This window comes from Streptomyces sp. NPDC026246, from assembly GCF_055567995.1.
The window spans coordinates 353,414-375,159 of record NZ_JBVHPJ010000001.1 but is presented as its reverse complement, the minus strand read 5'-3'; the positions used below and the strand labels follow the sequence as shown (position 1 = coordinate 375,159).

The following is a 21,746-nucleotide window of genomic DNA, read 5'->3' as shown; positions in this document are numbered from 1 at the left end:
TCCGCAGTGCGTGGTGCCGCCGTGTGGTGCCGCCTCGGCGCGAGCGCCGCTCCGCTCCGCTCCCCTGTTCTCCCTGTTCCCCCCGTTCGCCGCGGGTCGCCGGGTGTGCGGCCGGCCTCCACGGCCTCTGAGTACCCACACGGGCCCCGCCTCATGGGCCGCGGACGGGGTCGTGACGGTCACAGCATGGACGGGGCCGGGCCGGGGAAGCGGGGGGCTCGTGGGGCGAGGGTGTGCGCCGGGTCCACGCCCGGGCCGGGCCGCGCGCGCTCCCGGTCGTCGTGGATCAGGCTCAGCGGTACGGGTCGCTCCGGCGGGTGCGCAGCCGGTGCACGGCGGCGCCCAGGGCGCCGGCGATCAGGAGGCCCCCGGCGGCCAGCGCCGGTACGGAGTCGGTGAACGCCCCGCCGTCGCCGGCCCGTACCCCGCGCTGGACGGGCGCCTCGCCGCACCGGGCCGGGTCCGGCTCGTGGTGGGGGGACGGCTTGGGGCAGGGCTGGTGCGTGGGCGGGTGGGGGCCGGAGCCGTGCAGGACGGTGAACGTCGCGCTCCACTCCTTGCCGTGCCCTCCGGGAGCCGCCGGGCAGGTGCCGTCGACGGTCCACGCCGAGTCCTGTCCACCGGCGTGCGCACCGCCCTCGAGGTCCCCGGCCGGGGCGATGACGGCGGTGCCGCGGTAGACCGGCGCGGTCCCCTGGCCGCCGGTGCCACCCTCGGCCGGCCAGTCGGAGCCGTCCCCGAGATGCTCGGGGCTCTCACCGGGTTCGGGGTCTTCCCCGAGCGCATCGGGGTCCTCACCGAGACCGGGATCCTCCCCGAGCAGTTCCGGGTCCTCGGCGAGGAGCTCGGGGTCGTCGGCCGGAAGCTCGGCGTCTCCTCCGGGAAGCCCCGCGTCCTCCCCCGGGATCTCCGCGTCCTCCGCGAGGGGATCGGTGTCCTCCGCCAGGGGATCGATGCCCTGGGCGAGGACGCCGGGGCCCGCTTCGGCGTTCTCGGCGGTGGCGAGCGCCGCCGTGCCGGTACGGGCCGGCTCGGCACCCCACTCGGCGGCACCGTGACCGCCGGTGCCCCCGCCGTCGACCCGGCGCAGCGACACCGTGCCCTCGGCGAAGGCCTCCGAGGTCGCCTCGATGCTCCCGGGCGGGGGCCCGCCGGTCGGATCGCAGCGGACCGACACGGTGAGCGTGCCGCCGGGCTGCACGGCGGCGGGACTGACCTCGGCGGCCGGCTCGGCGAAGGCCGGCGGGTAGCCCGCGAGGGCGGTTCCGGCGACGACGGTGACGGTGAGGACGTGCAGGGTGCGGCGCATGGAGGGGACTCCTTCGTTCGTCCTGCCCCTCTGCCATGACAGCCCGCCCCCGTCGACGCCGCGCGGAACGGGACCCCATTAGCGGGACGGCGCCCGCCGATCGGGTGACTCGGACCCCGCCTCGGCGACGTCCCGCATGACCTGGTCCCGCACCCGCCCGCAGCACCGGCTGAGCAGCCGGGAGACGTGCATCTGCGAGATGCCCAGTTCCTCGGCGATCCGGCTCTGCGTCATGTCCTTGAAGAACCGCATGTACAGGATCGCCCGCTCGCGCTCGGGCAGTGCCGTCAGCCGTGCCTTGACGGCCTCGCGGTCCACCACGGTGTCCAGTGCGGCGTCGGGGGTGCCGAGGACGTCGCTCAGCGAGTAGCCGTCGTCGCTGCCGGGCAGTTCCGCGTCGAGGGACAGGGCCGTGAAACTCTCCAGCGCCTCCTGGCCGGCCCGGACGTCCTCCTCGCTCAAGCCCGTGTGGGCGGCGATCTCCGGGACGGTGGGCCGGCGGCCGGGCGAGACGTGGGACAGCTCGCGGGAGGCGAACCGCACGCGGTTGCGCAGTTCCTGGACGCGGCGGGGCACGTGCAGGGTCCACATGTGGTCGCGGAAGTGCCGCTTGATCTCACCGGTGACGGTGGGGACGGCGTAGCTCTCGAAGGCGTTGCCGCGGGCGGGGTCGTACCGGTCGACGGCCTTGACCAGGCCGAGGGCCGCGACCTGGCGCAGGTCCTCGTAGCTCTCCCCGCGGCTGCGGAAACGGCCGGCGAGCCGGTCCGCCATGGGCAGCCACGCCTCGACGACGGCGTCCCGCAGGGCGTCGCGCTCGGGACCGGCGGGCATCGAGGTGAGGCGGGAGAAGGCCTCCGCGGTGTCGGGGGCGTCGTGGTGGGGGTGCTGGGCACTGGTTCGGGTCGGCATGGTGCGTCCCCATTCCCTGCTGGTAGCTGCGGGGCGGGTGGTCACCGCGGGAGCCAGGCGCGTCGGCCGGACGGACGGGGCGCCGCCGCTCCCGCCGAGCCGCCCCCACGGGGGTGCCTCCAGTCCGAAGCACTCCCGTCCGCCTGCCCCTCGTCGGCCGTCCCAAACCAGGGCGAAGTGCCGCCCGGCGCTTCGCCACGAACCGGTGCGTACACCACGATCCGGCGGCGCGAAAGCGGTGTCGTCCGCCGGTGTCCGGGTACGCGGTGCGGGCCCCCGAACGTCTGGAGGGAGACATGCAGCGAGGAAGCGACCGGCTGAGCGTCCACCGGGACGACGAGATGAAGCACGAACTGCAGGGTCTGCTCAGGTCCGGGCACCCGACGCGTGCGGAGGACTGGCACGACCCGGAGCCGTACGCCGAGGACGATCCGGAGGTGGCGTACGGGCCGGTGACACCGAGCCGCGCCCCGAGCTCCCTGGAGTCGGTGCGGCTGGATCTGGCCCGCATCCTCGGCCGCAGGGCGTTCCCGGCGAACGCGCGGGAGCTGGTCCGCGCGTTGCGTGACCGGCGGGCGCCCGACGCGCTGGTCGAGGCCGCGGAGCGACTGCCGCGCAAGGAGCACTACGGCACCGTGCAGGAGCTGGCCGAGGCCATGGTCCGGGTCCGGGAGACCGGCCCGCAGGAGTACGCGTGAGGAACCGCTTCGGGGGCACCGCGGCGCGCCGCGGTGCCCCACCGGCCTGGAAGGGGACGGAGGCCCGGGCATGGCCGAGTACGTGAAGGACGTGATGACCCCGGGTGTCGTCGCCGTGCGCCCGGACGCCTCGCTCGTCGAGGCGGCCCAGGCGATGCGCACGCAGAACATCGGCGACGTGGTGGTGGCCGAGGGACAGGACGTGATCGGTGTGCTCACCGACCGGGACATCGTCGTGCGGACGGTCGCCGACGGTCTCGACCCGGCGACGGTGAGCGTGCAGGCCGTGTGCACGAAGGACCCGGTGACGGTGACGCCGGAGGACCGGGTGGCGACCGCGGTGACGCTGATGCGCGAGCACGCCGTGCGCCGGCTGCCGGTGGTGGAGAACGGGTTCCCGGTCGGGATCGTCAGCCTCGGCGACCTGGCCGAGGCCGAGGACCCCGCCTCGGCCCTCGCCGACATCAGCCGCGCCGAGCCGGGCGGCCCGACGGGCGCCTGACCGCCCGGGCGGAACCGCGAAGAACGACGACGGACGACGACGGACGACGACGAACAACGACTGACGACGACTGACGACTGACGACGACAGCACGCAAGACCGAGAAGGGACAGGGAACATCATGCGCATCGCATTTCTGGTCGCACCCGAGGGCGTCGAGCAGGTCGAGCTGACCGACCCGTGGCAGGCCGTGAAGGACGCGGGCCACGAGCCCGTGCTGGTGTCGACGCAGGAAGGTGAGATCCAGGCGTTCAACCACCTCGACAAGGCCGACACCTTCCCCGTCGACGAGGTGGTGGGCGAGACCGCGCCCGGGTCGTTCGACGCGCTGGTGCTGCCCGGCGGCGTGGCGAACCCGGACTTCCTGCGGATGGACGACAAGGCCGTCGCCTTCGTGCGGGACTTCTTCGAGCAGGGCCGCCCGGTCGCGGCGATCTGCCACGCGCCGTGGACCCTGGTCGAGGCGGACGTCGTGCGCGGCCGGGTGCTGACCTCGTGGCCGAGCCTGCAGACGGACATCCGCAACGCGGGCGGCACCTGGGTCGACCAGCAGGTCCAGGTCTGCGACCACGGGGCGAACAAGCTGGTCACCAGCCGCAAGCCGGACGACCTGAAGGCGTTCTGCGAGACCTTCCTGGAGGTCTTCACGAAGAGCGCCGCCTGACGGAGCGACGCTCGCCTGCGCGGGGACCGGGCCGGTTCTTCACCGGCCCGGTCCCCGCGCGTACGGCACCGTCCGGAAGGGTCCGGTGCCGTACCCGGCGAGGACTCAGGTGCCTGGTGTCGTGGGGGTCGCCGACTCCCCGGCGGTGCGCTCCCGGGCCCCCTCGCGGGTGCGTCCGGCGGCCACCGGGCGCTGGGGGTTGCGGCGCAGGTACTCGCCCTCGAGCTGGGCCATGCGCTCGTTGTGGGCGCGCAGCGCGTCGTTCGAGCCGTACAGCAGTGTGTCGTGGCGCGTGCGGTGGATGTTCTCCAGCTCCTTCATGAGCTGCTGGTCGTCCAGCCGGCCAGGGTCCACTCCGGTCATCGTGTCGCCCCGCTCGTCGTGTTCGTCCATGCGGTCCGGGTACCCGCCCCGGGAGCAAAGCGCACCACTTCCGAGAGGCACCCGGGAGGGAGCCATGGATCTCGCTTTTCTGCACCCACTGTACGAACACCCCGGCCCCTGGGCCTCCGTGTACGTGGACACGTCCCGGCAGACGGAGGACGCCGCGCACGAGCGGCGGCTGACGGCCCAGGCCATGGCGGGGCGGCTGGCGGACCGCGGCGCGGACGAGGCCACGTGCCGGGCCGTGCAGGGCGCGATCGAGGATCTGCGGCGCTCCTCGGACCCGCACGGCCGGGCCCTGTTCGCCCGGGACGGCGAGGTCGTCCTCGACGCGGCGCTGGTCCGTCCGCCGCAGGGCGGGGACTGGGCCGAATGGGCGGCGCTGCCCCGGGTCGCCCCTCTGCTCGACCTGGCCGGCGAGGACCCGCTGTGCGTGGTGGCCTACATCGACCGCAAGGGCGCCGACTTCGAGCTGCGCAGTGCGCTGGGGCGCCGGGAGGCGGGCGGGGTCAGCGGGCGGCAGTGGCCGGTGCACCGGACGAGTACGGCGGACTGGTCCGAGCGGCACTTCCAGCTGCGGGTGGAGAACACCTGGGAGCACAACGCCGCCGAGATCGCGGACGCGCTCGCCGTCTGCCAGGAGGAGACCGGCGCCGACCTGCTGATCCTCGTCGGCGAGCAGCGTGAGCGGCGGGCCGTGCACGAACGGCTGCCGAAGCGGCTGCACGGCAGGGCCGTGGAGGCCCCGCACGGCGCGGGCAGCCGGCTGCTGGACGAGGACGTGGAACGGATCCGGGCCGAGCACGAGGCGCGGCGGACCGAGGAGGAGCTGGACCGGTTCCGCGCCGCGCGCACCCCGGACGACGCGGGACGCGCGGGGGCCGTCGAGGGCGTGCCCGCGCTGGTGGAGGCGGCGCGCGAGCACCGCATCGACGAGCTGCTGGTGCGGGTCGACGGGCCGGACGCGCACCGCGAGGTGTGGATCGGTGAGGACCCCGACCAGCTCGCGGTGCGGCGTACGGATCTGAAGGTGCTCGGCGAGCAGCACTCCTGGCCGGCCCGGGCGGACGACGCGCTGATCCGCTGCGCGGTGGCCACGGACGCGCCCGCCCTGTCGGTCTCCGCGCAGGAGGTGCCGGTCGGCGGCCTCGGGGCGCTGCTGCGCTGGAAGTGAGCCGGCGGCCGGGTGGGGTGGGTGCTTACCGGGCCCGCTCCACCCTCCGTTCGTCCCAGACCGGCTCCGGGGTCTCCCGCACCCGGCCGTCGCTGCCGAACACCAGGTAGCGGTCGAAGGACCGGGCGAACCAGCGGTCGTGCGTGACCGCGAGGACCGTGCCCTCGAAGGACTCCAGCCCCTCCTGGAGTGCCTCCGCGGACTCCAGGTCCAGGTTGTCGGTCGGCTCGTCCAGCAGCAGCGCCGTCACGCCCTGCAGCTCCAGCAGCAGGATCTGGAAGCGGGCCTGCTGGCCGCCGGACAGGCGCTCGAAGGTCTGCTCGGCCTGCTGGGTGAGCTCGTAACGGCGCAGCCGGGACATGGCCGCGCCCCGGTCCTGCGCGTGCTCCTTCCACAGGATGTCCAGCAGGGTGCGGCCCTGGAGCTCCGGGTGCGCGTGCGTCTGCGCGAAGTGACCGGCCACGACGCGGGCGCCCAGCTTCCACTGCCCCGTGTGCGCCACGTCGTCGCCGGCGAGCAGACGCAGGAAGTGGGACTTGCCGGAGCCGTTGGAGCCCAGGACGGCGACCCGCTCGCCGTAGAAGACCTCCAGGTCGAAGGGCCTCATCAGGCCGGTGAGTTCCAGCTTCTCGCAGGTGACGGCCCGGACGCCGGTGCGGCCGCCCTTCAGGCGCATGCGGATGTCCTGCTCGCGCGGCGGCTCGGGGGGCGGGCCGGCCTCCTCGAACTTGCGCAGCCGGGTCTGGGCGGCCGCGTACCGGGACGCCATCTCGTGGCTGACCGCGGCGGCCTGGCGCAGGTTCAGCACGAGCTTCTTCAGCTGGGCGTGCTTCTCGTCCCAGCGCCTGCGCAGCTCCTCGAAACGGGCGAAGCGCTCGCGCCGGGCCTCGTGGAAGGTGGCGAAGCCGCCGCCGTGCACCCACGCGTCCGCTCCGGCGGGCCCCGGCTCCAGGGAGATGAGGCGCTGGGCGGCGCGGGCGAGGAGCTCGCGGTCGTGCGAGACGAACAGGACGGTCTTGCGGGTCTCGGCGAGCCGTTCCTCGAGCCAGCGCTTGCCGGGCACGTCGAGGTAGTTGTCGGGCTCGTCGAGGAGGAGCACCTCGTCGGTGCCGCGCAGCAGCGCCTCCAGCACGAGACGCTTCTGCTCGCCGCCGGACAGGGTCCGGACCTGCCGCCACTGCGCCTTGTCGTAGGGGACGCCGAGGGCGGCCGTGGTGCACATGTCCCACAGCGTCTCGGCCTCGTAGCCGCGGGCCTCGGCCCAGTCGGCGAGCGCCTGGGCGTACGCGAGCTGCGCGGACTCGTCGTCGACGGTCATGAGGGCGTGCTCGGCGACGTCCACGGCGCGGGCGGCCTCGCGGATGCGGGGCGTGGCGACCGAGACCAGCAGATCGCGCACGGTCGTCTCGTCGCGCACGGATCCGACGAACTGCCGCATCACGCCGAGCCCGCCGCCGACGGTGACGGAACCGCCGTGCGGCTTGAGCTCACCGGAGAGCAGGCGCAGCAGGGTCGTCTTCCCGGCGCCGTTCGGGCCCACGAGGGCCGCGACGGCCCCCTCCCCCACCCGGAACGAGACGTCGCCGAGCAGCGCCCGTCCGTCGGGCAGGTAGTACTCCAGATGCGCGGCTTCGAGATGACCCATGGGCGCGATTGTCCGGGTCGGGCCGCGGATGGGGCAAACCCATTTCCGGTGGCCGCCCGGCGTGCGCCGGCGCCGGGCCCTAGACCCGCTCCAGCGGCCGGAACGGCTCCGCGGGCAGCTCCACGCCGATCGTGTCCCCGGGCCGGACGACGCCGTCCTCCCGGACCACGCTCATGATCCCGGCCCTGCGCACGACCCGCCCCTCCTCGTCACGGCCGACGACGCGCTTGAGCAGGCCGGTGCGGAAGGCGTCGATCTGCAGGCAGGGGTTGCGCAGCCCGGTCACCTCGAGGACGGCCGTGTCGCCGATGCGCAGCAGGGTGCCGGTCGGCAGGGCGAGCAGGTCGATGCCGCGGGTGGTGATGTTCTCGCCCAGGTCGCCGGGCGTCACCCGGAAGCCCGCCTCGCCCACCTCGTCGAAGAGTTCCTCGTGCATCAGGTGCACCTGCCGGAGGTTGGGCCGGGTGGGGTCCTGCGCCATGCGCGAGCGGTGCTTGACGGTCGCTCCGGCGTGCACGTCCCCCTCCACCCCCAGTCCGGCGAGCAGCCGGATGCTGTCCCGGTTCGGCTTGGTGAAGGAGTACTCCCCGTTGCTGCTGACCGCCGTCACTCGCCCGCTCATGCCGTGCTTCCCCCTCGTCCGGCCCGATGATCGTCCCCCGAGCCTGCCCGGACACCGCCGGTGTGTCCACCCCGGCCCGTCGGCGGGTACCCGCAGGACATGACGACCTCCGACCGGGCCCTCCTCTTCCGCAAGATCGGGCGTTCCGCCCTGCTCGACCGGGTCCTCGCCGCGGACCGCCGTCTCTTCGAGGCCGTGGCGGGCCGGCGCGGGCCCGTGCCCTCCGTCCTGGCGCCGCTGGACCGGAGCGCGCACCACGGGGCGTTCTGGTGCGCCGCCGCAGTGGCCCTGGCGGCCAGCCGCACGCCCCGGGCTCGCCGTGCGGCCACCCGGGGGCTGGCGTCGCTGGGCGCCGCCTCCCTGGCCGCCGGCGCCCTGGGCAAGCGCGCGGTACGTCACCCCGGCCCGGCCGTGGCGCCGCTGCCGGTGCTCCGGCGGGTGCGGCGGCGGCCGGTCACCACGTCCTTCCCCTCGCGGCACGCCGTGTCCGCCGCCGCTTTCGCGGCCGGTGTGGCACTGGAGTCCCCGGCCTGGGGCGCGGTCGTGGCCCCGGTGGCGGCCTTCGTCGCCGGGTCGAGGGTGCGGTCGGGTGCGCACTTCCCGAGCGATGTCCTGGCGGGCGCGGCGCTGGGTGTGGGCACCGCGTACGCCTTGCGGGGTGTGGTGCCGACGCGTGCGCAGGTCACCGCGCTGCCCCGGCCGCGGGCCGAGGTGCCGGCGCTGCTGGAGGGCGAGGGTCTGGTCCTCGTGGCGAACACCGCCTCGGGGTCGGCCGAGCGCGCCTCCGCCCTGCGGGACGCGCTGCCGCGTGCCGAGGTCGTGGAGTGCGCCCCCGAGGAGGTGCCGGCGGAACTGGACAGGGCGGCGGGGCGGGCCCGGGTCCTGGGTGTGTGCGGCGGCGACGGCACCGTCAACACGGCGGCCCGGGTGGCCCTGCGCTCCGGTCTGCCGCTGGCCGTGCTGCCGGGCGGCACCCTGAACCACTTCGCCTACGACCTGGGCGTGGAGGACGTCCGCGATCTCGCCCGGGCACTGCGCCAGGGCGATGCCGTGCGGGTGGACGTGGGCCGGTTCGCCGGCGGCGGCCGGGAGGGCGTCTTCCTCAACACGTGCAGTGTGGGCGTGTACCCGGAGCTGGTGCGTGAACGGGAGCGCTGGTCGAAGCGGATCGGCGGCTGGCCGGCGGGGGTGCTCGCCGCCCTGCGCGTGCTGCGGGCCGACCGGCACCCGCTGGAGGCCGAGCTCGGGGGCCGCACGCGCCCGCTGTGGCTGCTGTTCGCCGGGAACGGCACCTACCACCGGATGGGCCTGCTGTCGGGGCGGCGGCTGGACCTGGCGGACGGGCAGCTCGACGTGCGGGTCGTGCACGGCGGGCGCCGGCCGGCCGTGCGGCTGCTCGCCGCCGCCTTCGCGGGGCCGTTGACGCGCTCCCCCGTCCACGCCGCGGTGCAGGTGCGGCGCCTGCGCCTGGACCACGTCGCCCCCGGCACCCTCCTCGCCCACGACGGCGAGGTGACCGAGGTGGAAGGCACCGTGACGCTGGAGAAACTGCCCCGGGCCCTGACCGTCTACCGTCCGATCACCGGATACTGACCCGCCTTCGTCCCACATGACAAGACGCCAGGTCTCAACATACGGTCGCGGCGCGTACGGTGAGGCCCTGCCGAAACCGATCGGAAGGGCTGGACCGCCATGCCGGAACCCCGGGAGACCGCCGTCTACACGCACGGGCACCACGAGTCCGTGCTGCGCTCGCACACCTGGCGGACCGCCGCCAACTCGGCCGCCTACCTGCTCCCTTCGCTCCAGCCGCACATGAGGATCCTGGACATCGGGTGCGGGCCCGGCACGATCACCGCCGATCTGGCGGAACGGGTGCCGGACGGGCACGTCACGGGGGTCGACCTGGCACCGGCCGTCCTGGAGCAGGCCCGCGCCACGGCACGGGCGCGCGGGCTGCGCAACACCGATTTCGCGGTCGCCGACGTGAACGCCCTCGACCACCCGGACGACACGTTCTGCGTGGTCCACGCCCACCAGGTGCTCCAGCACGTCGGCGATCCCGTCCGGGCGCTGCGGGAGATGCGCAGGGTGACCCGGCCGGGAGGGTTCGTCGCCGTGCGGGACGCCGACTACGCGGCGATGACCTGGTATCCCGCCTCGGAAGGGCTCGACGCCTGGCTGGACCTCTACCGCCGGGTCGCCCGGGCCAACGGCGGGGAGCCGGACGCCGGGCGCCGGCTGCGGGCCTGGGCGCTGCGGGCCGGGTTCACGGACGTCACGGCGAGCTCCGGCACGTGGACCTTCGCCACGCCGCAGGAGCGGGCGTGGTGGAGCGGGCTGTGGGCCGACCGGACGCTCGCCTCGGCCTACGCGGACCGGGCGCTGGGGGGCGGGCACGCCGGCGAGCGGGAACTGCGGGACGTGGCCCGCGCCTGGCGTGAGTGGGGCGCCCGGGAAGAGGGATGGTTCGGCGTCCTGCACGGAGAGATCCTCTGCCGGAAGGAGTCCTGAGAGGCGGGCGGCAGGGGCCGTGGGTACCGGTGGTGAGCGAACGGGAAGGGCGCCCCCGTTGTGGGGGCGCCCTTCCCGTCGGACTCTCGCCGTCGATTCCGCGGAGGTCGCCGGATCACTCCCGGGGAAGCAGGGGACCGAGCGGTCCGAGGTCCAGATTGAGGTCCTCGGGCCGCAGCCCGTAGCGGTCGCGCAGCTCCGCCATGCGCTCCTCCAGCAGCATCAGCGTCAGCCCGATGCGCTCCTCCTGGTCCTCGGTCAGGTCCCCCACGTCGAACCGGCGCAGCGCCTGGCGCTCCATGAGCTGGCGCAGCAGTTCCACCACCGTCAGGACCAGCTTGACCAGGTCGCGTTCGACGGTGTCGGGTTCCAGGTCCATCCGCTTGGGCTTCGGGGACGACAAGGGGTCCGGCAGGGGGTCCGGCAAGGGACCTTCCGGGGTGGTCACAGCAACTCCTCGAACGGTGAGGGCACCTGGGCGTTCACCGAGCTGATCAGCGCGTTGAGGTCGATGCGGACGAGGTCGACGTCGGCGATGCGCAGCGTGACGTCCCCGGTGATCACCACGCCGCCGGCGAGCAGCCGGTCGAGCAGGTCCACGAGGGCGACCTCGCGGCGTTCCACTACGGTCACGATGTCGCGGCCTCCCCTGCGAACGAGTAGGCCGCCCAGGGCCCGGTGAGTTCCACCCGCAGCCCCGGCGCCTCGCCCTTCGTCCGGTCCACCAGTTCCACGAACTCCTCGGAGTGCGCGCGCGGCACGAGATAGGCCGCGTTCAGCACGTTGCGGCCGGACGCCTTGGACAGCGCGGGGTTCTGCGGGGCGTGCAGCCGGGAGTCCTCGGCGAAGCCGGACAGCTCCTCGTGCAGCCGGGTCGAGAAGCTCTCGGCCCGCTGCCACATGTCCTCGTGCGACTTCGTCTGCTTCCGCCGCTGCAACAGGTAGTCCCGGCCCGACGCGGGCTTCTGCGCGGGCGGGGCGCTCTCCTGCGGTTCGGACTCGGCGTACACCTTGACGCCCCACTCGACGCGGCCCTCCAGCCGGTCGAGCGTGCTGGAGAACTCGTCCTCGCGGGCCTCGATCATGCTCCGCACACCGCTGTCGTCGTGGAAGACGGTGCCCAGACGCAGCGGCAGCGGCGTCGTGACGGTGGTGAGCGCGTCGATCACGCCCTGGTGGGCGCGGGCCGTGGCGGTGAGCCAGTCCAGGTCCTCCAGGTGGGCGCGGAGCGGTTCCTCCGCGAAGTCCTGCTCCGGCACGTGGCTGACCACCGCGACCAGTCCACGGTGGGGCAGCGCCCGGGGCGGGTCCCCCGCCACCCCCGTCAACTGGGCCTGAAGCGGTGTCCCGAAGGGGCGGCAGACGGCGTAGACGTACCGCAGTCCGGTCACGGTGCCTCCTTCTTCTCCGCCCGGCCGGGCTCCAGTTCCTCCAGCCGGGCCAGCCTCTCGCGCAACTCGGCGTTCTCACGGGCGAGTTCGTCTCGGCGGGCCCGCGAGGACAGGGCGGGGTCCGTCTCCCACCAGTCGATGCCCATCTCCTTGGCCTTGTCCACCGAGGCGACGATCAGCCGCAGCTTGATCGTGAGGAGTTCGATGTCGAGCAGGTTGATGCGGATGTCGCCCGCGATGACGATGCCCTTGTCCAGCACCCTCTCCAGGATGTCGGCGAGGTTGGCGCCGCTCGCCTGGCCGTAGGGTTCGGGCATCCTGCTGGGCGTCGTCATCGCCGGCTCCCACCCGTGGCCCGCTCCTTCTCGGGCTCGTCCTCGTACTCCTCTTCCTCTTCCTCGTCCTCGTACTCGTCCGCCGGCTCGTCGTCCTCCTCGGGCCGCTCGTCCTCGTACTCCTCGTCCTCGTCGTACTCCTCGCCGTCCTCTTCCCCGTTCTCCTGGCCCTCCTGGTCCTCTTCGTCCTCGTACTCGCCCTCGGGCTGCTCCTCGTCCTCCTCCTCGTCCTCGGCCTCGTCGTCGTACTCGCCCTCGGGACGGTCCTCGTCCTCGTCCTGGTCGTCGTCCTCGTCCTCGTACTCGCCCTCGGGCTCGTCGTCCTGCGAGGCCTCGCCCTCGGCGTCGTCGTCCTCGGATCCGGACTCGTCCTGGGACTCCGACTCCTCCTCCTCGGCGACGGCGTCCTCATGGCTCTTGACGACGTCCCCGTCGCGGATCTCACCGCGCCAGCCGTCCTCGGCCTCGCCCTTGATGGTGATGAACCGGACGAAGTTCTTCAGGTCGAGCCGGGCGCGGCGGCCCTGGGCGCGCCAGATGTTGCCGGTCTTCTCGAAGAAGCCGGAAGGGTAGTACTCGATGACCAGCAGGACCCGGGTCAGGTTGTCGGTGAGCCGGTGGAAGGAGACGACGCCCTTGGTGGTGCCCTTGGCCCCCTCCGACGTCCACGCGATGCGGTCGTCGGGGATCTGCTCGGTGGTCTTCGCCTTCCAGCTGCGGTTGGACCACCAGATCTTCGCCTGCCAGTCGGAGTGGGTGTCGTCGTCGCGGCTCGCGCTCTTGACGCCCTTGGCGAAGGTGCTGAAGTCCTGGTACTGGGTCCACTGGTCGTAGGCGGTGCGCAGGGGCACGCCCACGTCGATGTGCTCGATGATGACGGTGGGCTTGTTGCCGGAGCGGCCCTTGCCCTTCTTGCCGCCGCCGCCGAGGCTCTTGAAGGCGCCGGTGACCTTGTCCTTGAGGTGGGAACCGCCGGTCTCCAGGGCTGCGCGCACCGGCCCCTTGCCCTCGGCGAGCTTGCGGCCGCCGGACAGGGCGAGTTTGCCGAGACCGGGGCTGTTGCCCTCGGCGATGTCGTTCAGCTTGCCGGTGGTCTCGCCGAGCTTGCGGCCCACGCCGGTCAGCATCCGGGTGGCCTGCGCGGCGAAGTACTCCTGCACCTCCGCCTTGAGCCGGTCGGCGGCCTCGCTGTGGGCCACGTCGGCGAGCGGGTTCTTCGACGATCCGTTCGCGGCGGACTTCGCCGATCCGAGAGTGTCGGTCATTCCTCACCGCCTCCCTTCGGCTGCCGGGTGCGGCTGCCGCCGCCCCCCGCGGCCGTCTTCCTCGCGGCCGAGGTCTTCTTCGACGCCGTCTTGCGGGCCGCCGCCGTCTTCTTCGCGGGGGCCTTCTTGGCGGGTGCCTTCCTGGCCGCCTTCTTGGCCGGGGCCTTCTTGGCCGGGGCCTTCTTCGCCTTCGGCTCCTCGTCCTCCTCGCCGCCGGAGTCCTCGGGCTCCTCGCCCTCCTGCTCCTCGTCCTCGTGCTCCTCGTCGTCGTGGGCGTCGTCGTCGTGGGCGTCGTCCGCGTCCTCGTCGCGTCCGCCGCCGGTCAGCTGCTCGCGCATCTGGGCGGTACGGCCGTGCAGCCGGTCGGCCAGCGCGTCGAGCTGCCGCTCGACCAGGGCGCCGGAGGCGGCCTTGCCGACCCCCTGCAGCTCACCCCGCAGCTGGTCGCCGATCTCCTTGAACTGCGGATTGTTCTTCAGCTGCTGCTGCACCAGATCCGCGATCATGCGCGGGCTCAGGTTCAGCTTCTTGCCGGCCACCAGGCCGCCGACGGCCATCGCCATCTTGAGCTTCTTGGTCCGTCCGAGGAGGTATCCGGCCCCCACGGCGAGACCCAGTCCCGTTCGGTTCATTGTGTCGTCCCGTTACCTGTTCCCGCGCCTCGGCGCGAAGCGATCTCCAGCCGGTCGAGGAGTTCGTCCTCCTGCCGGTCGAACTCCTCCTCCGTGATCTCCCCGGCCTCCAGCTGCTCCTCCAGACGGGCCAGCTCGGCCCGGATCGTCGCGGGGTCGTAGTAGATCCGCTCGGCCTCCTGGACGACCTGCTTGATGGCCCAGGCGCTGCCGCGTGCCGGTGCGAGCGGCAGCAGCAGCACCTCAGAGATCAGGCCCACGTCGTCACCCCGCTCCGGTGTCCGTGCCGCCCGCCGCGGTGCCCGCCGGCTCGGACGGGCCGGGCTCGACGAAGCTGTACGGCGGCAGCGGGCCGTTGACCCGCACCTCCAGGTGCGGCATGTCCTTGCGCACACGCTCGACCGCGGCCAGGAACGACTCCGCCGCGTCCCGGTCCACCAGGTACGAGACGTTGGCCAGCCAGCCGGTGGACTCGGGGCCCACGCTGACGTCGTCGGCGACCCCGTCCAGCGCGCGCTCCACCGCGGCCCCGTCCTCGGCCTCCCGGGCCTTGACCGCGGCGGCGACCATCTCGCCGAGCCGGATCTTGTCGTCGTAACTCCCGCCGCCCGCCTGCCGGTTGGCCTCCGCCAGGCCGCGGATGTCGGGGCTCTCGGCCATCACCTGGTGCAGGACGGCCTCTTCGACGTGGTTGGCCTTGACGTTGTACTCGACCCGGTTGTCCAGGGCCTGCAGCCGCTCCTTGTAGTGCTCGGCCCGCTCGGCGAGCACCGAGGTGACGGAGTGGTCGTCCGGGGCGACGCTCCCGAACCGCATGGGGAGCACGCAGCCGGCCGCGCCCGCCTCGCTGAGCACGTTCTGGTGCGCGAGCAGGTCCTTGCGCTTGGGCCGCAGGTTCTCGGGCGCCTCGCTCACGATGGCGGCCAGGTCGCCCTCGCGCAGGATGCGCACCTCGCGGGGCGGGTCGCCGACACCGCCCATGCCCTCCGGGAGGGCCGGGTGCGAGCTCGCCGCGATGCCGTAGACGTAGGTGCTCACTCCTGCTCCTCCTTCCGGCGGGACGCCGTCTTGCGGGCCCGCGGACGCGATTCGGACTCACCCTCGCCGCGCCCCTGCTTGAAGGCGTCGGAGATGGTCTCGGCGGCGCCGGACAGCGCCCCCTTGGACTTGCCGCGGGCGCCGGACTCGGTCATCTCGCCGACGAGGTCGGGCAGTCCCGGGTCCTTGCGGGGGCCGGCCTCGAGGTCGAGCCGGTTGCACGCCTCCGCGAAGCGCAGATAGGTGTCGACGCTGGCGACGACGACACGAACGTCGATCTTGAGGATCTCGATGCCGACCAGGGAGACGCGCACGAATGCGTCGATGACGAGCCCCCTGTCCAGAACGAGTTCGAGCACGTCGTAGAGACCGCTGCTGCCGCCTCCGCCGCCGGACTGCTGTGCCGGTACGACAGTCATGCCGGGTGTTCCTCCTCGTATTCGGGTACGGGTCGGTTACGCGGGCGGCCTAGCGGCCGCCTCCTCTGCGGGCGTCGGAACGGCCGCGTTCGTAGCGCCTCACGCGCTTGTAACCCGTCAGCTGCCCTTCGGGGTCGAGCTCCACCTGGTAGCTCGCCATCAGGCTCATCGTGTCGGGCACCCGCTCGAGCTCGAGTACCTCGACCTCCAGCGACCAGCCCTCCTCCGTCTGCTCGAAGGACGACACCGACTCGGCTTCCATGCCGGTGAGCTCGGCGAGCTGGGCGCGCGCCTCGCGCAGCACCTCCATGGGGCGCGGCCGCTTCCGGGATGTCTGGTTGTCGCTCGACCCGCTGGTCGACCTGCTCGTCGACCTCCTGGTCTTCCGGGGTTCACGGGAGTCCTGCGACTCCTGTGAATCCTGTGACTCTTGAGTGTTTTTTGTGTTCGACATGGCCACCTCCCCCTCCGTGTGGCCGCAAGCCTGTTCGCCAAACCTCTCAGGACACATGCATCTGCCACCCGCCGGACGGAGAGGAGGGCGCTGGTTCAGCGGCGCAGGGCCTCCAGCCTGCGGCGGGCCGGTCCGAGCGCCCGGCCGCGGTCCAGCAGCCCGGACCAGGGCTCGGTGCGGGCCTGCTCCACGGCGTCGGCGAGGGTGAAGCGCCGGGCGGTGAGGGCGGGGTCGTCGAGCTGCTCCCAGGTGACGGGGGTGGCCACGGGGGCGCCCGGGAGGGGCCGGACCGTGTAGGGCGCGACGGCCGTCTGGGCATAGGCGTTGCGCTGGATGTCGAGGTAGAGCCGCTCGCCGCGGTCCTTCTTGCGTGCGGCGGTGGTGAGCCGGTCGGGGTGGGCGTCGGCCAGGGTGTCGGCGACGTCCCGGGCGAAGGCGCGCACCTCGTCGAAGTCCTGCCGCCCGTCCAGCGGCACGATCACGTGCAGCCCGCGCGAGCCGGTGGTCATCAGGGCCGAGGGCAGCTTCAGCGCGTCGAGCAGCTCCCCGAGCAGCCGGGCGGCCTCGCGGACGGCTTCGAAGTCGTCCCCGGAGGGATCCAGGTCGAAGACCATCCGGTCGGGGTGGTCGGGGCGGGCGGCCCGGGACAGCCACCGGTGCAGGGTGATGCTCGCCTGGTCGGCCAGGTACAGGAGGGTGGCGGTGTCGTCGCACACGGTGTGGCACACCGTGCCGCCCTCCTTGGCCAGCTCGGTCCGGGTGATCCAGTCCGGGTAGTGGTCCGGGGTGTTCTTCTGCATGAAGGTGGGCCCGTCGATGCCGTCCGGGTGACGTTCCAGCATCAGCGGGCGCCCGCGCAGGTGCGGCAGCATGAAGGGCGCGACGGCCCGGTGGTAGTCGACCAGGTCGGCCTTGGTGTACTCCTTGGCGTCGCCGCCGCCGGGGAAGAGCACCTTGTCCGGCCGGTGCACCTCCACCGTGCGGCGGCCCGCCCGCACCTTGCGCGTGCCGTCGGCGCCGCTCACCGCACGACCGCTTCCTCCACCAGCAGCCGCCCGGCGGCCGCGATCGACTCCGCGTCGATGCCGGCGGCGCGCAGCTGCTCCTCCGGGGAGGCCGAGCCCGGCATCGAGCGGACGCCGAGCCGCACCAGACGGGGGACGGGACGCCCGTCGGTGAACGCGTCGAGGACCGCGTCGCCGAGGCCGCCCTCGGGGTGGTGGTCCTCCACGGTGACCAGGCAGCCGGTCTCCTCGGCCGCCCGGCGCAGCGTGGCCGCGTCGACGGGCTTGACGGAGTACAGGTCGATCACCCGGACGGCGATGCCCTCCTCGGCCAGGGCGTCGGCCGCGGCCAGCGCCTCGTGCACGGTGACACCGGCGGCGACGAGGGTCATCCGGTCCTCGCCGGAGGACCGCAGGACCTTGCTGCCGCCGACCGGGAAGTCCTCGTCCGGGCCGTAGATCACCGGGCTCTCGCCGCGTGAGGTGCGCAGGTAGCGCACGCCCTCCAGGCCCGCCATCGCGCCGACGAGCCGCGCGGTCTGGTTGGCGTCGCAGGGGTGGAGCACGGTCGAGCCGTGCACGGCCCGCATCATCGCCAGGTCCTCCAGGCCCATCTGGCTCGGCCCGTCCTGGCCGATGGCGACGCCCGCGTGGGAGCCGACGAGGTTGATGCCGGACCCGCTGATGGACGCCATGCGGATGAAGTCGTACGCGCGGGTCAGGAAGGCCGCGAACGTGGTGGCGTACGGCACCCAGCCGCGGGCGGCGAGGCCCACCGCGGAGGCGACCAGCTGCTGCTCGGCGATGTAGCACTCGAAGTAGCGCTCGGGGTGCTCCTTGGCGAAGAACTCGGCCCGGGTGGAGTCGCCGACCTCGCCGTCCAGGGCGACGACGTCGCCGCGGCCCGTGCCGAGGGCGGTCAGGGCCTCGCCGAAGGCGTTGCGGGTGGCGACCTCCTCGCCCTTGTCCCACGTGGGCAGCTCGAAGTCGCCGGTGTGGACGGAGTGCAGCATGCGGGCGGCGGCCGGCTCGCGCACCTGGATGCGCAGGTCCCGGGGACCGCCGAGTTCGGCGATGGCGTCCTCGGCCTCCGCCAGCGGCTTGCCGTGCAGGCCCTCGCGGTCCTGGACCGCCTCGACGCCCTTGCCCTTGAGGGTGCGGGCGAGGATCGCGGTGGGCTGGCCCTGGGTCGAGGCGGCCTCCGCGTAGGCGCGGTCGATGGCGTCCACGTCGTGGCCGTCGATCTCGACGGTGTGCCAGTCGAAGGCCTGGAAGCGGCGGGCGTAGGCGTCCAGGTCGTGGCCGTGCCGGGTGGCGCCGCGCTGGCCGAGGCGGTTGACGTCGACGATCACGGTGAGGTTGTCCAGGCGCTCGTACCCGGCGTGCTCGGCGGCCTCCCACACGGAACCCTCGGCCAGCTCGCTGTCACCGCACATCACCCAGGTGCGGTGGTCGGCGTGGTCCAGGCGCTTGCCGGCCAGCGCGATGCCGACGCCGACGGGCAGGCCCTGGCCGAGCGAGCCGGTGGCCGTCTCCACCCAGGGCAGCCGCTGGGGGGTGGGGTGGCCTTCGAGGCGGCTGCCGAGCTTGCGGAAGGTGAGCAGTTCCTCGTCGTCGATGGCCCCGGCCGCCTTGTACGCGGCGTACAGCAGTGGGGAGGCGTGCCCCTTGGAGAGCACGAAGCGGTCGTTGCCGGGGTGGGCCGGGCGGTCGAAGTCGTAGCGGAAGTGGTGTGCGAACAGGACGGCCATCAGGTCGGCGGCGGACATCGAGGAGGTCGGATGCCCGGAGCCCGCCGCGGCGGCGGCGCGGATGCTGTCGACGCGCAGCTGCTGTCCGAGGTCGGTGAGTTCACCGGTGTTCATGAGTCCCCTTTCGCGGAGTCGTCCGGGTGGTCGGTGCGCTTGACGGGGCCGGGTGCGGGTCCCGGCCCGGGGGGCGAGTCGGCGGCACCCGACAGCCGCCCCCGCCCCCGCCCGGCCGCACGGCCGGGCTGCCCCTTGCCGAGTTCGCCGCCCGGCTGATTCCTGGCGGCCTCGCCGCCCGGCTGATTCTTCGCGGCCTCGCCGCCCGGCTGATTCTTGGCGGGCTCGCCACCGGGCTGGTTCTTCGCGGGCTCGGAGCCCGGCTGATTCTTGGCGGGCTCGCCGCCGGGCTGGTTCTTCGCGGGCTCGCCGCCCGGCCGGTCCTTCGCGGGCTCGGTGCCCTTCCGAGCCCCCCGGACGGCGTCGTCCTTCCGGTCCGGCGGGAGGGACGCTCCCGGGCCGGAGCGGGCGCCCGCCTCCTGTCGCCGGTCGGGGCCGCCCGCGACCCGGGCCACCTCCGGCGAGGAGGTGTCCAGCGGCACCGACCAGGACCGTACGAGCCCCAACTGCACGGCCTGCCGCGGCAACACCGCGTCCAGCAGCCAGTCGGCGGCGACCCGGACCCGGTTGCCGGGCATGGCGGCCAGGTGGTAGCCGCGGGTCACCGCCCCGGCCGGAACCCCGGACAGCGCCACACCGAGCGGATTGGCGGCGGCCTTGGCCCCGCCCAGGTCGACGACGAAGCCGAGGTCCCGGTGGCGATAGGCCCTGCGCCGCCCGCCCAGTCCCAGCGACGCGGCGACGTTCTCGGCCGCGACCCTGCCCTGCCGCCAGGCGTGCTGCGCGGTCATCGGCGTGTAGCCGCCCGGCTTCTCCAGGTCGGGCACGGCGGCCACGTCACCGCACGAGAACACCTCGGGCCGCCCGGGCACCCGGAGGTGGGGGTCGACGAGCAGCCGTCCCTTCTCCGTGGGCAGGCCGAGGGACTCCACCAGCGGGTCGGGCCGTACGCCCACGCACCACACCAGGGTGCGGGTCGCGACGGACCGGCCGTCGGTGAGCACGACCCCGTCGTGCGTGGCCTCCTGCACGGACGTGCCCATGCGCACGTCCACGCCCCGCTGCCGCAGTACGCGGTCGGCCGTGGCGGACAGCTTCTCGTCCATCTCCGGCAGTACCCGCGGCGCCACGTCCAGCAGCATCCAGCGGGGCCGCATGCCCCGCCGCAGCGGATGCCGGCGGACCTGCGCGTCGGTGAACATCTGCCCGTGCGCGGCGACCTCCGTGCCGGTGTAGCCCGCGCCGACCACCACGAAGGTGCAGCGCGCGGCGCAGGTCTCCGGGTCGTCGGTGGCGGCGGCCAGTTCGACCTGCCGGGTGACGTGATCGCGCAGGTACAGCGCCTCGGGCAGCCCCCGGAAGCCGTGCGCGTGCTCGGCGACGCCGGGGATCGGCAGGAGCTTGTTGACGCTGCCGGCGGTGAGCACCAGCCGGTCGTAGGCGAGCGTCCCCTCCTCGTCCTCGGGACCGGTGTAGTGCAGCGTGCGCCCGTCGAGGTCGATCCGGTCGGCCTGTCCCAGCACCAGCCGCACGTCGCGCAGCGTGTCGGAGAGGGAGACCGTGACCCGGCGCGGTTCGAGGATGCCGGCGGCGACCTGGGGCAGCAGGGGCAGGTACAGGAAGTAGTCGGTGGGGTTGAGCAGGGTGATGTGTGCCCGGCCCCGGGTGAGCCGGGACAGGGTGCGGGCCGTGCGGTACCCGGCGAAACCGGCACCGACGATCACGATGCGGGGTCGACTCACGGTTCGCTCGCCTCCGGCGCTGTCGCATGGCTCGGGAGACTTCCGCGTCCCCCTGGGCAGGACGCCCAAACGTGCGCCCACCCCGGAGCACCCCGGCGGCGCCGGTTTCCGGTCCCGCCGCCGGGTACCCGGTGCGGGATACGGACCGTCGACGTCGCGGAGGCACTCCCCCATGCCCGAATACGGTTACTTCCTCTCGTGCGAGCAGTACGGCCCGGCCGAGCTGATCGAGCAGGCGCGGATGGCCGAGCAGGCCGGTTTCCAGGCGCTGTGGATCTCGGACCACTACCACCCGTGGAACGACGAGCAGGGCCAGAGCCCGTTCGTCTGGTCGGTGATCGGCGCGCTGTCCGAGGCGGTGTCGCTGCCGATCCAGACGGCCGTGACCTGCCCGACCGTGCGGATGCACCCGGCGGTGGTGGCGCAGGCCGCCGCGACCAGCGCGGTCATGACCGGCAACCGCTTCCGGCTCGGCGTCGGCTCCGGCGAGGCGCTCAACGAGCACATCCTCGGCGACCACTGGCCCCCGGCCCACGTGCGGCTGGAGATGCTGGAGGAGGCCATCCAGGTGATGCGCCGGCTCTTCACCGGCGAGGAGGTCAACCACCACGGCCCGCACTACACCGTGGAGAACGCCCGCCTGTACACCGTCCCGGACGAGCCGGTCCCGATCGACATCTCCGGCTTCGGGCCGGCGGCGACGAAGCTGGCCGCCCGCGTCGGCGACGGCTACATCTCGGTCATGCCCGACGAGGCGATGGTGGAGCAGTACCGCAAGGGCGGGGGCGGCGGGAAGCCGGTCAGCGGCGGCACCAAGGTCTGCTACGGCACCGACAAGGAGGAGGCCGTGCGCACCGTGCACCGGCTCTGGGCGAACGAGCAGCTGCCCGGGGAGCTGGGCCAGGTGCTGCCCTCACCCAAGCACTTCGAGCAGGCGCAGCAGCTGGTCACCGAGGACATGGTGCGCGCGAACCGGGTGTGCGGCGACGACGTGGACGAGCACGTGGCGGAGCTGAAGCAGTTCGCCGACGCGGGCTACGACATGATCTACGTCAACCAGATCGGCCCGGACATGCGCGGCTTCTTCGACTTCTACCGCACGAAGGTGCTGCCGCAGCTCCAGTCCGCCTGACGCCCGCGCGGCGGGGACGGCCCTCGTGGGTGCCGTCCCCGCCGC

At 73.5% G+C, this 21,746-nt stretch carries 25 protein-coding genes; 7 read left to right on the top strand and 18 right to left on the bottom strand.

Annotated elements, in window-relative coordinates; all coding sequences use genetic code 11:
- Window positions 1-292: 292 nt before the first annotated feature.
- Window positions 293-1,309 carry a hypothetical protein gene (locus ACZ4M5_RS01635; protein ID WP_467731939.1) on the bottom strand — a complete coding sequence of 339 codons (1,017 nt, stop codon included), beginning with the start codon at window positions 1,307-1,309 and terminating at the stop codon, window positions 293-295.
- A 78-nt stretch (window positions 1,310-1,387) separates the two neighbouring features.
- A complete protein-coding gene (locus ACZ4M5_RS01630; RefSeq protein ID WP_467731937.1) occupies window positions 1,388-2,221 on the bottom strand; it encodes an RNA polymerase sigma factor SigF in 834 nt (277 codons plus the stop codon).
- A gap of 296 nt (window positions 2,222-2,517) precedes the next feature.
- Between ACZ4M5_RS01630 and ACZ4M5_RS01625 the strand changes: the two genes are divergently transcribed.
- The 3 genes from ACZ4M5_RS01625 (at window position 2,518) to ACZ4M5_RS01615 (ending at window position 4,085) form a co-directional block, all read left to right on the top strand.
- The gene (locus tag ACZ4M5_RS01625; RefSeq protein ID WP_467731935.1) at window positions 2,518-2,919 is read left to right on the top strand and encodes a DUF2795 domain-containing protein; all 402 of its coding nucleotides are present in this window, start codon (window positions 2,518-2,520) and stop codon (window positions 2,917-2,919) included.
- Window positions 2,920-2,989: 70 nt separating this feature from the next.
- Window positions 2,990-3,421, top strand: coding sequence for a CBS domain-containing protein (locus tag ACZ4M5_RS01620; RefSeq protein ID WP_467731933.1), 432 nt, complete (start codon window positions 2,990-2,992; stop codon window positions 3,419-3,421).
- A gap of 121 nt (window positions 3,422-3,542) precedes the next feature.
- Window positions 3,543-4,085, top strand: a complete 543-nt coding sequence (locus ACZ4M5_RS01615; protein ID WP_467731931.1) for a type 1 glutamine amidotransferase domain-containing protein — start codon at window positions 3,543-3,545, stop codon at window positions 4,083-4,085.
- A gap of 105 nt (window positions 4,086-4,190) precedes the next feature.
- Here the strand turns inward: ACZ4M5_RS01615 and ACZ4M5_RS01610 are convergent, their stop codons facing one another.
- The gene (locus ACZ4M5_RS01610) at window positions 4,191-4,478 is read right to left on the bottom strand and encodes a DUF6158 family protein (protein ID WP_467731929.1); all 288 of its coding nucleotides are present in this window, start codon (window positions 4,476-4,478) and stop codon (window positions 4,191-4,193) included.
- A 64-nt stretch (window positions 4,479-4,542) separates the two neighbouring features.
- Between ACZ4M5_RS01610 and ACZ4M5_RS01605 the strand changes: the two genes are divergently transcribed.
- The gene (locus ACZ4M5_RS01605; RefSeq protein ID WP_467731927.1) at window positions 4,543-5,643 is read left to right on the top strand and encodes a baeRF2 domain-containing protein; all 1,101 of its coding nucleotides are present in this window, start codon (window positions 4,543-4,545) and stop codon (window positions 5,641-5,643) included.
- Between the two features lie 25 nt (window positions 5,644-5,668).
- Here ACZ4M5_RS01605 and ACZ4M5_RS01600 read toward each other — a convergent pair whose 3' ends face one another.
- Together ACZ4M5_RS01600 and ACZ4M5_RS01595 are read right to left on the bottom strand one after the other, a co-directional pair.
- Window positions 5,669-7,288: an ABC-F family ATP-binding cassette domain-containing protein gene (locus ACZ4M5_RS01600; protein WP_467731925.1), complete on the bottom strand. Its 1,620-nt coding sequence runs from the start codon at window positions 7,286-7,288 to the stop codon at window positions 5,669-5,671.
- Between the two features lie 79 nt (window positions 7,289-7,367).
- A complete protein-coding gene (locus ACZ4M5_RS01595) occupies window positions 7,368-7,910 on the bottom strand; it encodes an MOSC domain-containing protein (RefSeq protein WP_467731923.1) in 543 nt (180 codons plus the stop codon).
- Between the two features lie 99 nt (window positions 7,911-8,009).
- Between ACZ4M5_RS01595 and ACZ4M5_RS01590 the strand changes: the two genes are divergently transcribed.
- Both ACZ4M5_RS01590 and ACZ4M5_RS01585 read left to right on the top strand, forming a co-directional pair.
- Window positions 8,010-9,503 carry a bifunctional phosphatase PAP2/diacylglycerol kinase family protein gene (locus tag ACZ4M5_RS01590; protein WP_467731921.1) on the top strand — a complete coding sequence of 498 codons (1,494 nt, stop codon included), beginning with the start codon at window positions 8,010-8,012 and terminating at the stop codon, window positions 9,501-9,503.
- A 99-nt stretch (window positions 9,504-9,602) separates the two neighbouring features.
- Window positions 9,603-10,424, top strand: coding sequence for a class I SAM-dependent methyltransferase (locus ACZ4M5_RS01585; protein ID WP_467731919.1), 822 nt, complete (start codon window positions 9,603-9,605; stop codon window positions 10,422-10,424).
- A gap of 115 nt (window positions 10,425-10,539) precedes the next feature.
- Here ACZ4M5_RS01585 and ACZ4M5_RS01580 read toward each other — a convergent pair whose 3' ends face one another.
- The 13 genes from ACZ4M5_RS01580 to ACZ4M5_RS01520 form a co-directional block, all read right to left on the bottom strand.
- Window positions 10,540-10,803 (bottom strand): gas vesicle protein K, encoded by a 264-nt coding sequence (locus ACZ4M5_RS01580; RefSeq protein ID WP_369195155.1) that lies wholly within the window; start codon window positions 10,801-10,803, stop codon window positions 10,540-10,542.
- A 65-nt stretch (window positions 10,804-10,868) separates the two neighbouring features.
- The gene (locus ACZ4M5_RS01575) at window positions 10,869-11,057 is read right to left on the bottom strand and encodes a gas vesicle protein (RefSeq protein WP_029181094.1); all 189 of its coding nucleotides are present in this window, start codon (window positions 11,055-11,057) and stop codon (window positions 10,869-10,871) included.
- Entirely contained in the window at window positions 11,054-11,815 is a 762-nt protein-coding gene (locus ACZ4M5_RS01570; RefSeq protein WP_467731916.1) for a GvpL/GvpF family gas vesicle protein, read from the bottom strand. The genes ACZ4M5_RS01575 and ACZ4M5_RS01570 overlap by 4 nt, the downstream gene beginning before the upstream one ends.
- On the bottom strand, window positions 11,812-12,150 hold the full coding sequence (locus ACZ4M5_RS01565) for a gas vesicle protein (RefSeq protein ID WP_311680943.1): 339 nt from the start codon (window positions 12,148-12,150) through the stop codon (window positions 11,812-11,814). The genes ACZ4M5_RS01570 and ACZ4M5_RS01565 overlap by 4 nt, the downstream gene beginning before the upstream one ends.
- Window positions 12,147-13,415, bottom strand: a complete 1,269-nt coding sequence (locus ACZ4M5_RS01560) for an SRPBCC family protein (RefSeq protein WP_467731914.1) — start codon at window positions 13,413-13,415, stop codon at window positions 12,147-12,149. Before ACZ4M5_RS01560 ends, ACZ4M5_RS01565 begins: the two co-directional genes overlap by 4 nt.
- Window positions 13,412-14,047 (bottom strand): DNA primase, encoded by a 636-nt coding sequence (locus ACZ4M5_RS01555; RefSeq protein ID WP_467731912.1) that lies wholly within the window; start codon window positions 14,045-14,047, stop codon window positions 13,412-13,414. The genes ACZ4M5_RS01560 and ACZ4M5_RS01555 overlap by 4 nt, the downstream gene beginning before the upstream one ends.
- Window positions 14,044-14,307 carry a gas vesicle protein GvpG gene (locus ACZ4M5_RS01550; protein WP_451878914.1) on the bottom strand — a complete coding sequence of 88 codons (264 nt, stop codon included), beginning with the start codon at window positions 14,305-14,307 and terminating at the stop codon, window positions 14,044-14,046. Before ACZ4M5_RS01550 ends, ACZ4M5_RS01555 begins: the two co-directional genes overlap by 4 nt.
- 4 nt (window positions 14,308-14,311) lie before the next feature.
- Window positions 14,312-15,085: a GvpL/GvpF family gas vesicle protein gene (locus tag ACZ4M5_RS01545; protein ID WP_467731909.1), complete on the bottom strand. Its 774-nt coding sequence runs from the start codon at window positions 15,083-15,085 to the stop codon at window positions 14,312-14,314.
- Complete coding sequence (locus ACZ4M5_RS01540) at window positions 15,082-15,504, bottom strand: gas vesicle structural protein GvpA (protein WP_467731907.1); 423 nt, start codon at window positions 15,502-15,504, stop codon at window positions 15,082-15,084. The genes ACZ4M5_RS01545 and ACZ4M5_RS01540 overlap by 4 nt, the downstream gene beginning before the upstream one ends.
- Before the next feature lie 49 nt (window positions 15,505-15,553).
- Window positions 15,554-15,958, bottom strand: a complete 405-nt coding sequence (locus ACZ4M5_RS01535; RefSeq protein ID WP_467731905.1) for a gas vesicle protein GvpO — start codon at window positions 15,956-15,958, stop codon at window positions 15,554-15,556.
- Window positions 15,959-16,053: 95 nt separating this feature from the next.
- The gene (gene ligD / locus ACZ4M5_RS01530; RefSeq protein WP_467731903.1) at window positions 16,054-16,983 is read right to left on the bottom strand and encodes a non-homologous end-joining DNA ligase; all 930 of its coding nucleotides are present in this window, start codon (window positions 16,981-16,983) and stop codon (window positions 16,054-16,056) included.
- Complete coding sequence (locus ACZ4M5_RS01525) at window positions 16,980-18,827, bottom strand: transketolase (RefSeq protein WP_467731901.1); 1,848 nt, start codon at window positions 18,825-18,827, stop codon at window positions 16,980-16,982. The genes ligD and ACZ4M5_RS01525 overlap by 4 nt, the downstream gene beginning before the upstream one ends.
- Window positions 18,824-20,569 (bottom strand): NAD(P)/FAD-dependent oxidoreductase, encoded by a 1,746-nt coding sequence (locus ACZ4M5_RS01520; RefSeq protein WP_467731899.1) that lies wholly within the window; start codon window positions 20,567-20,569, stop codon window positions 18,824-18,826. Before ACZ4M5_RS01520 ends, ACZ4M5_RS01525 begins: the two co-directional genes overlap by 4 nt.
- A 172-nt stretch (window positions 20,570-20,741) precedes the next feature.
- Between ACZ4M5_RS01520 and ACZ4M5_RS01515 the strand changes: the two genes are divergently transcribed.
- Window positions 20,742-21,701 (top strand): LLM class F420-dependent oxidoreductase, encoded by a 960-nt coding sequence (locus tag ACZ4M5_RS01515; RefSeq protein WP_467731897.1) that lies wholly within the window; start codon window positions 20,742-20,744, stop codon window positions 21,699-21,701.
- Window positions 21,702-21,746 lie beyond the last annotated feature (45 nt).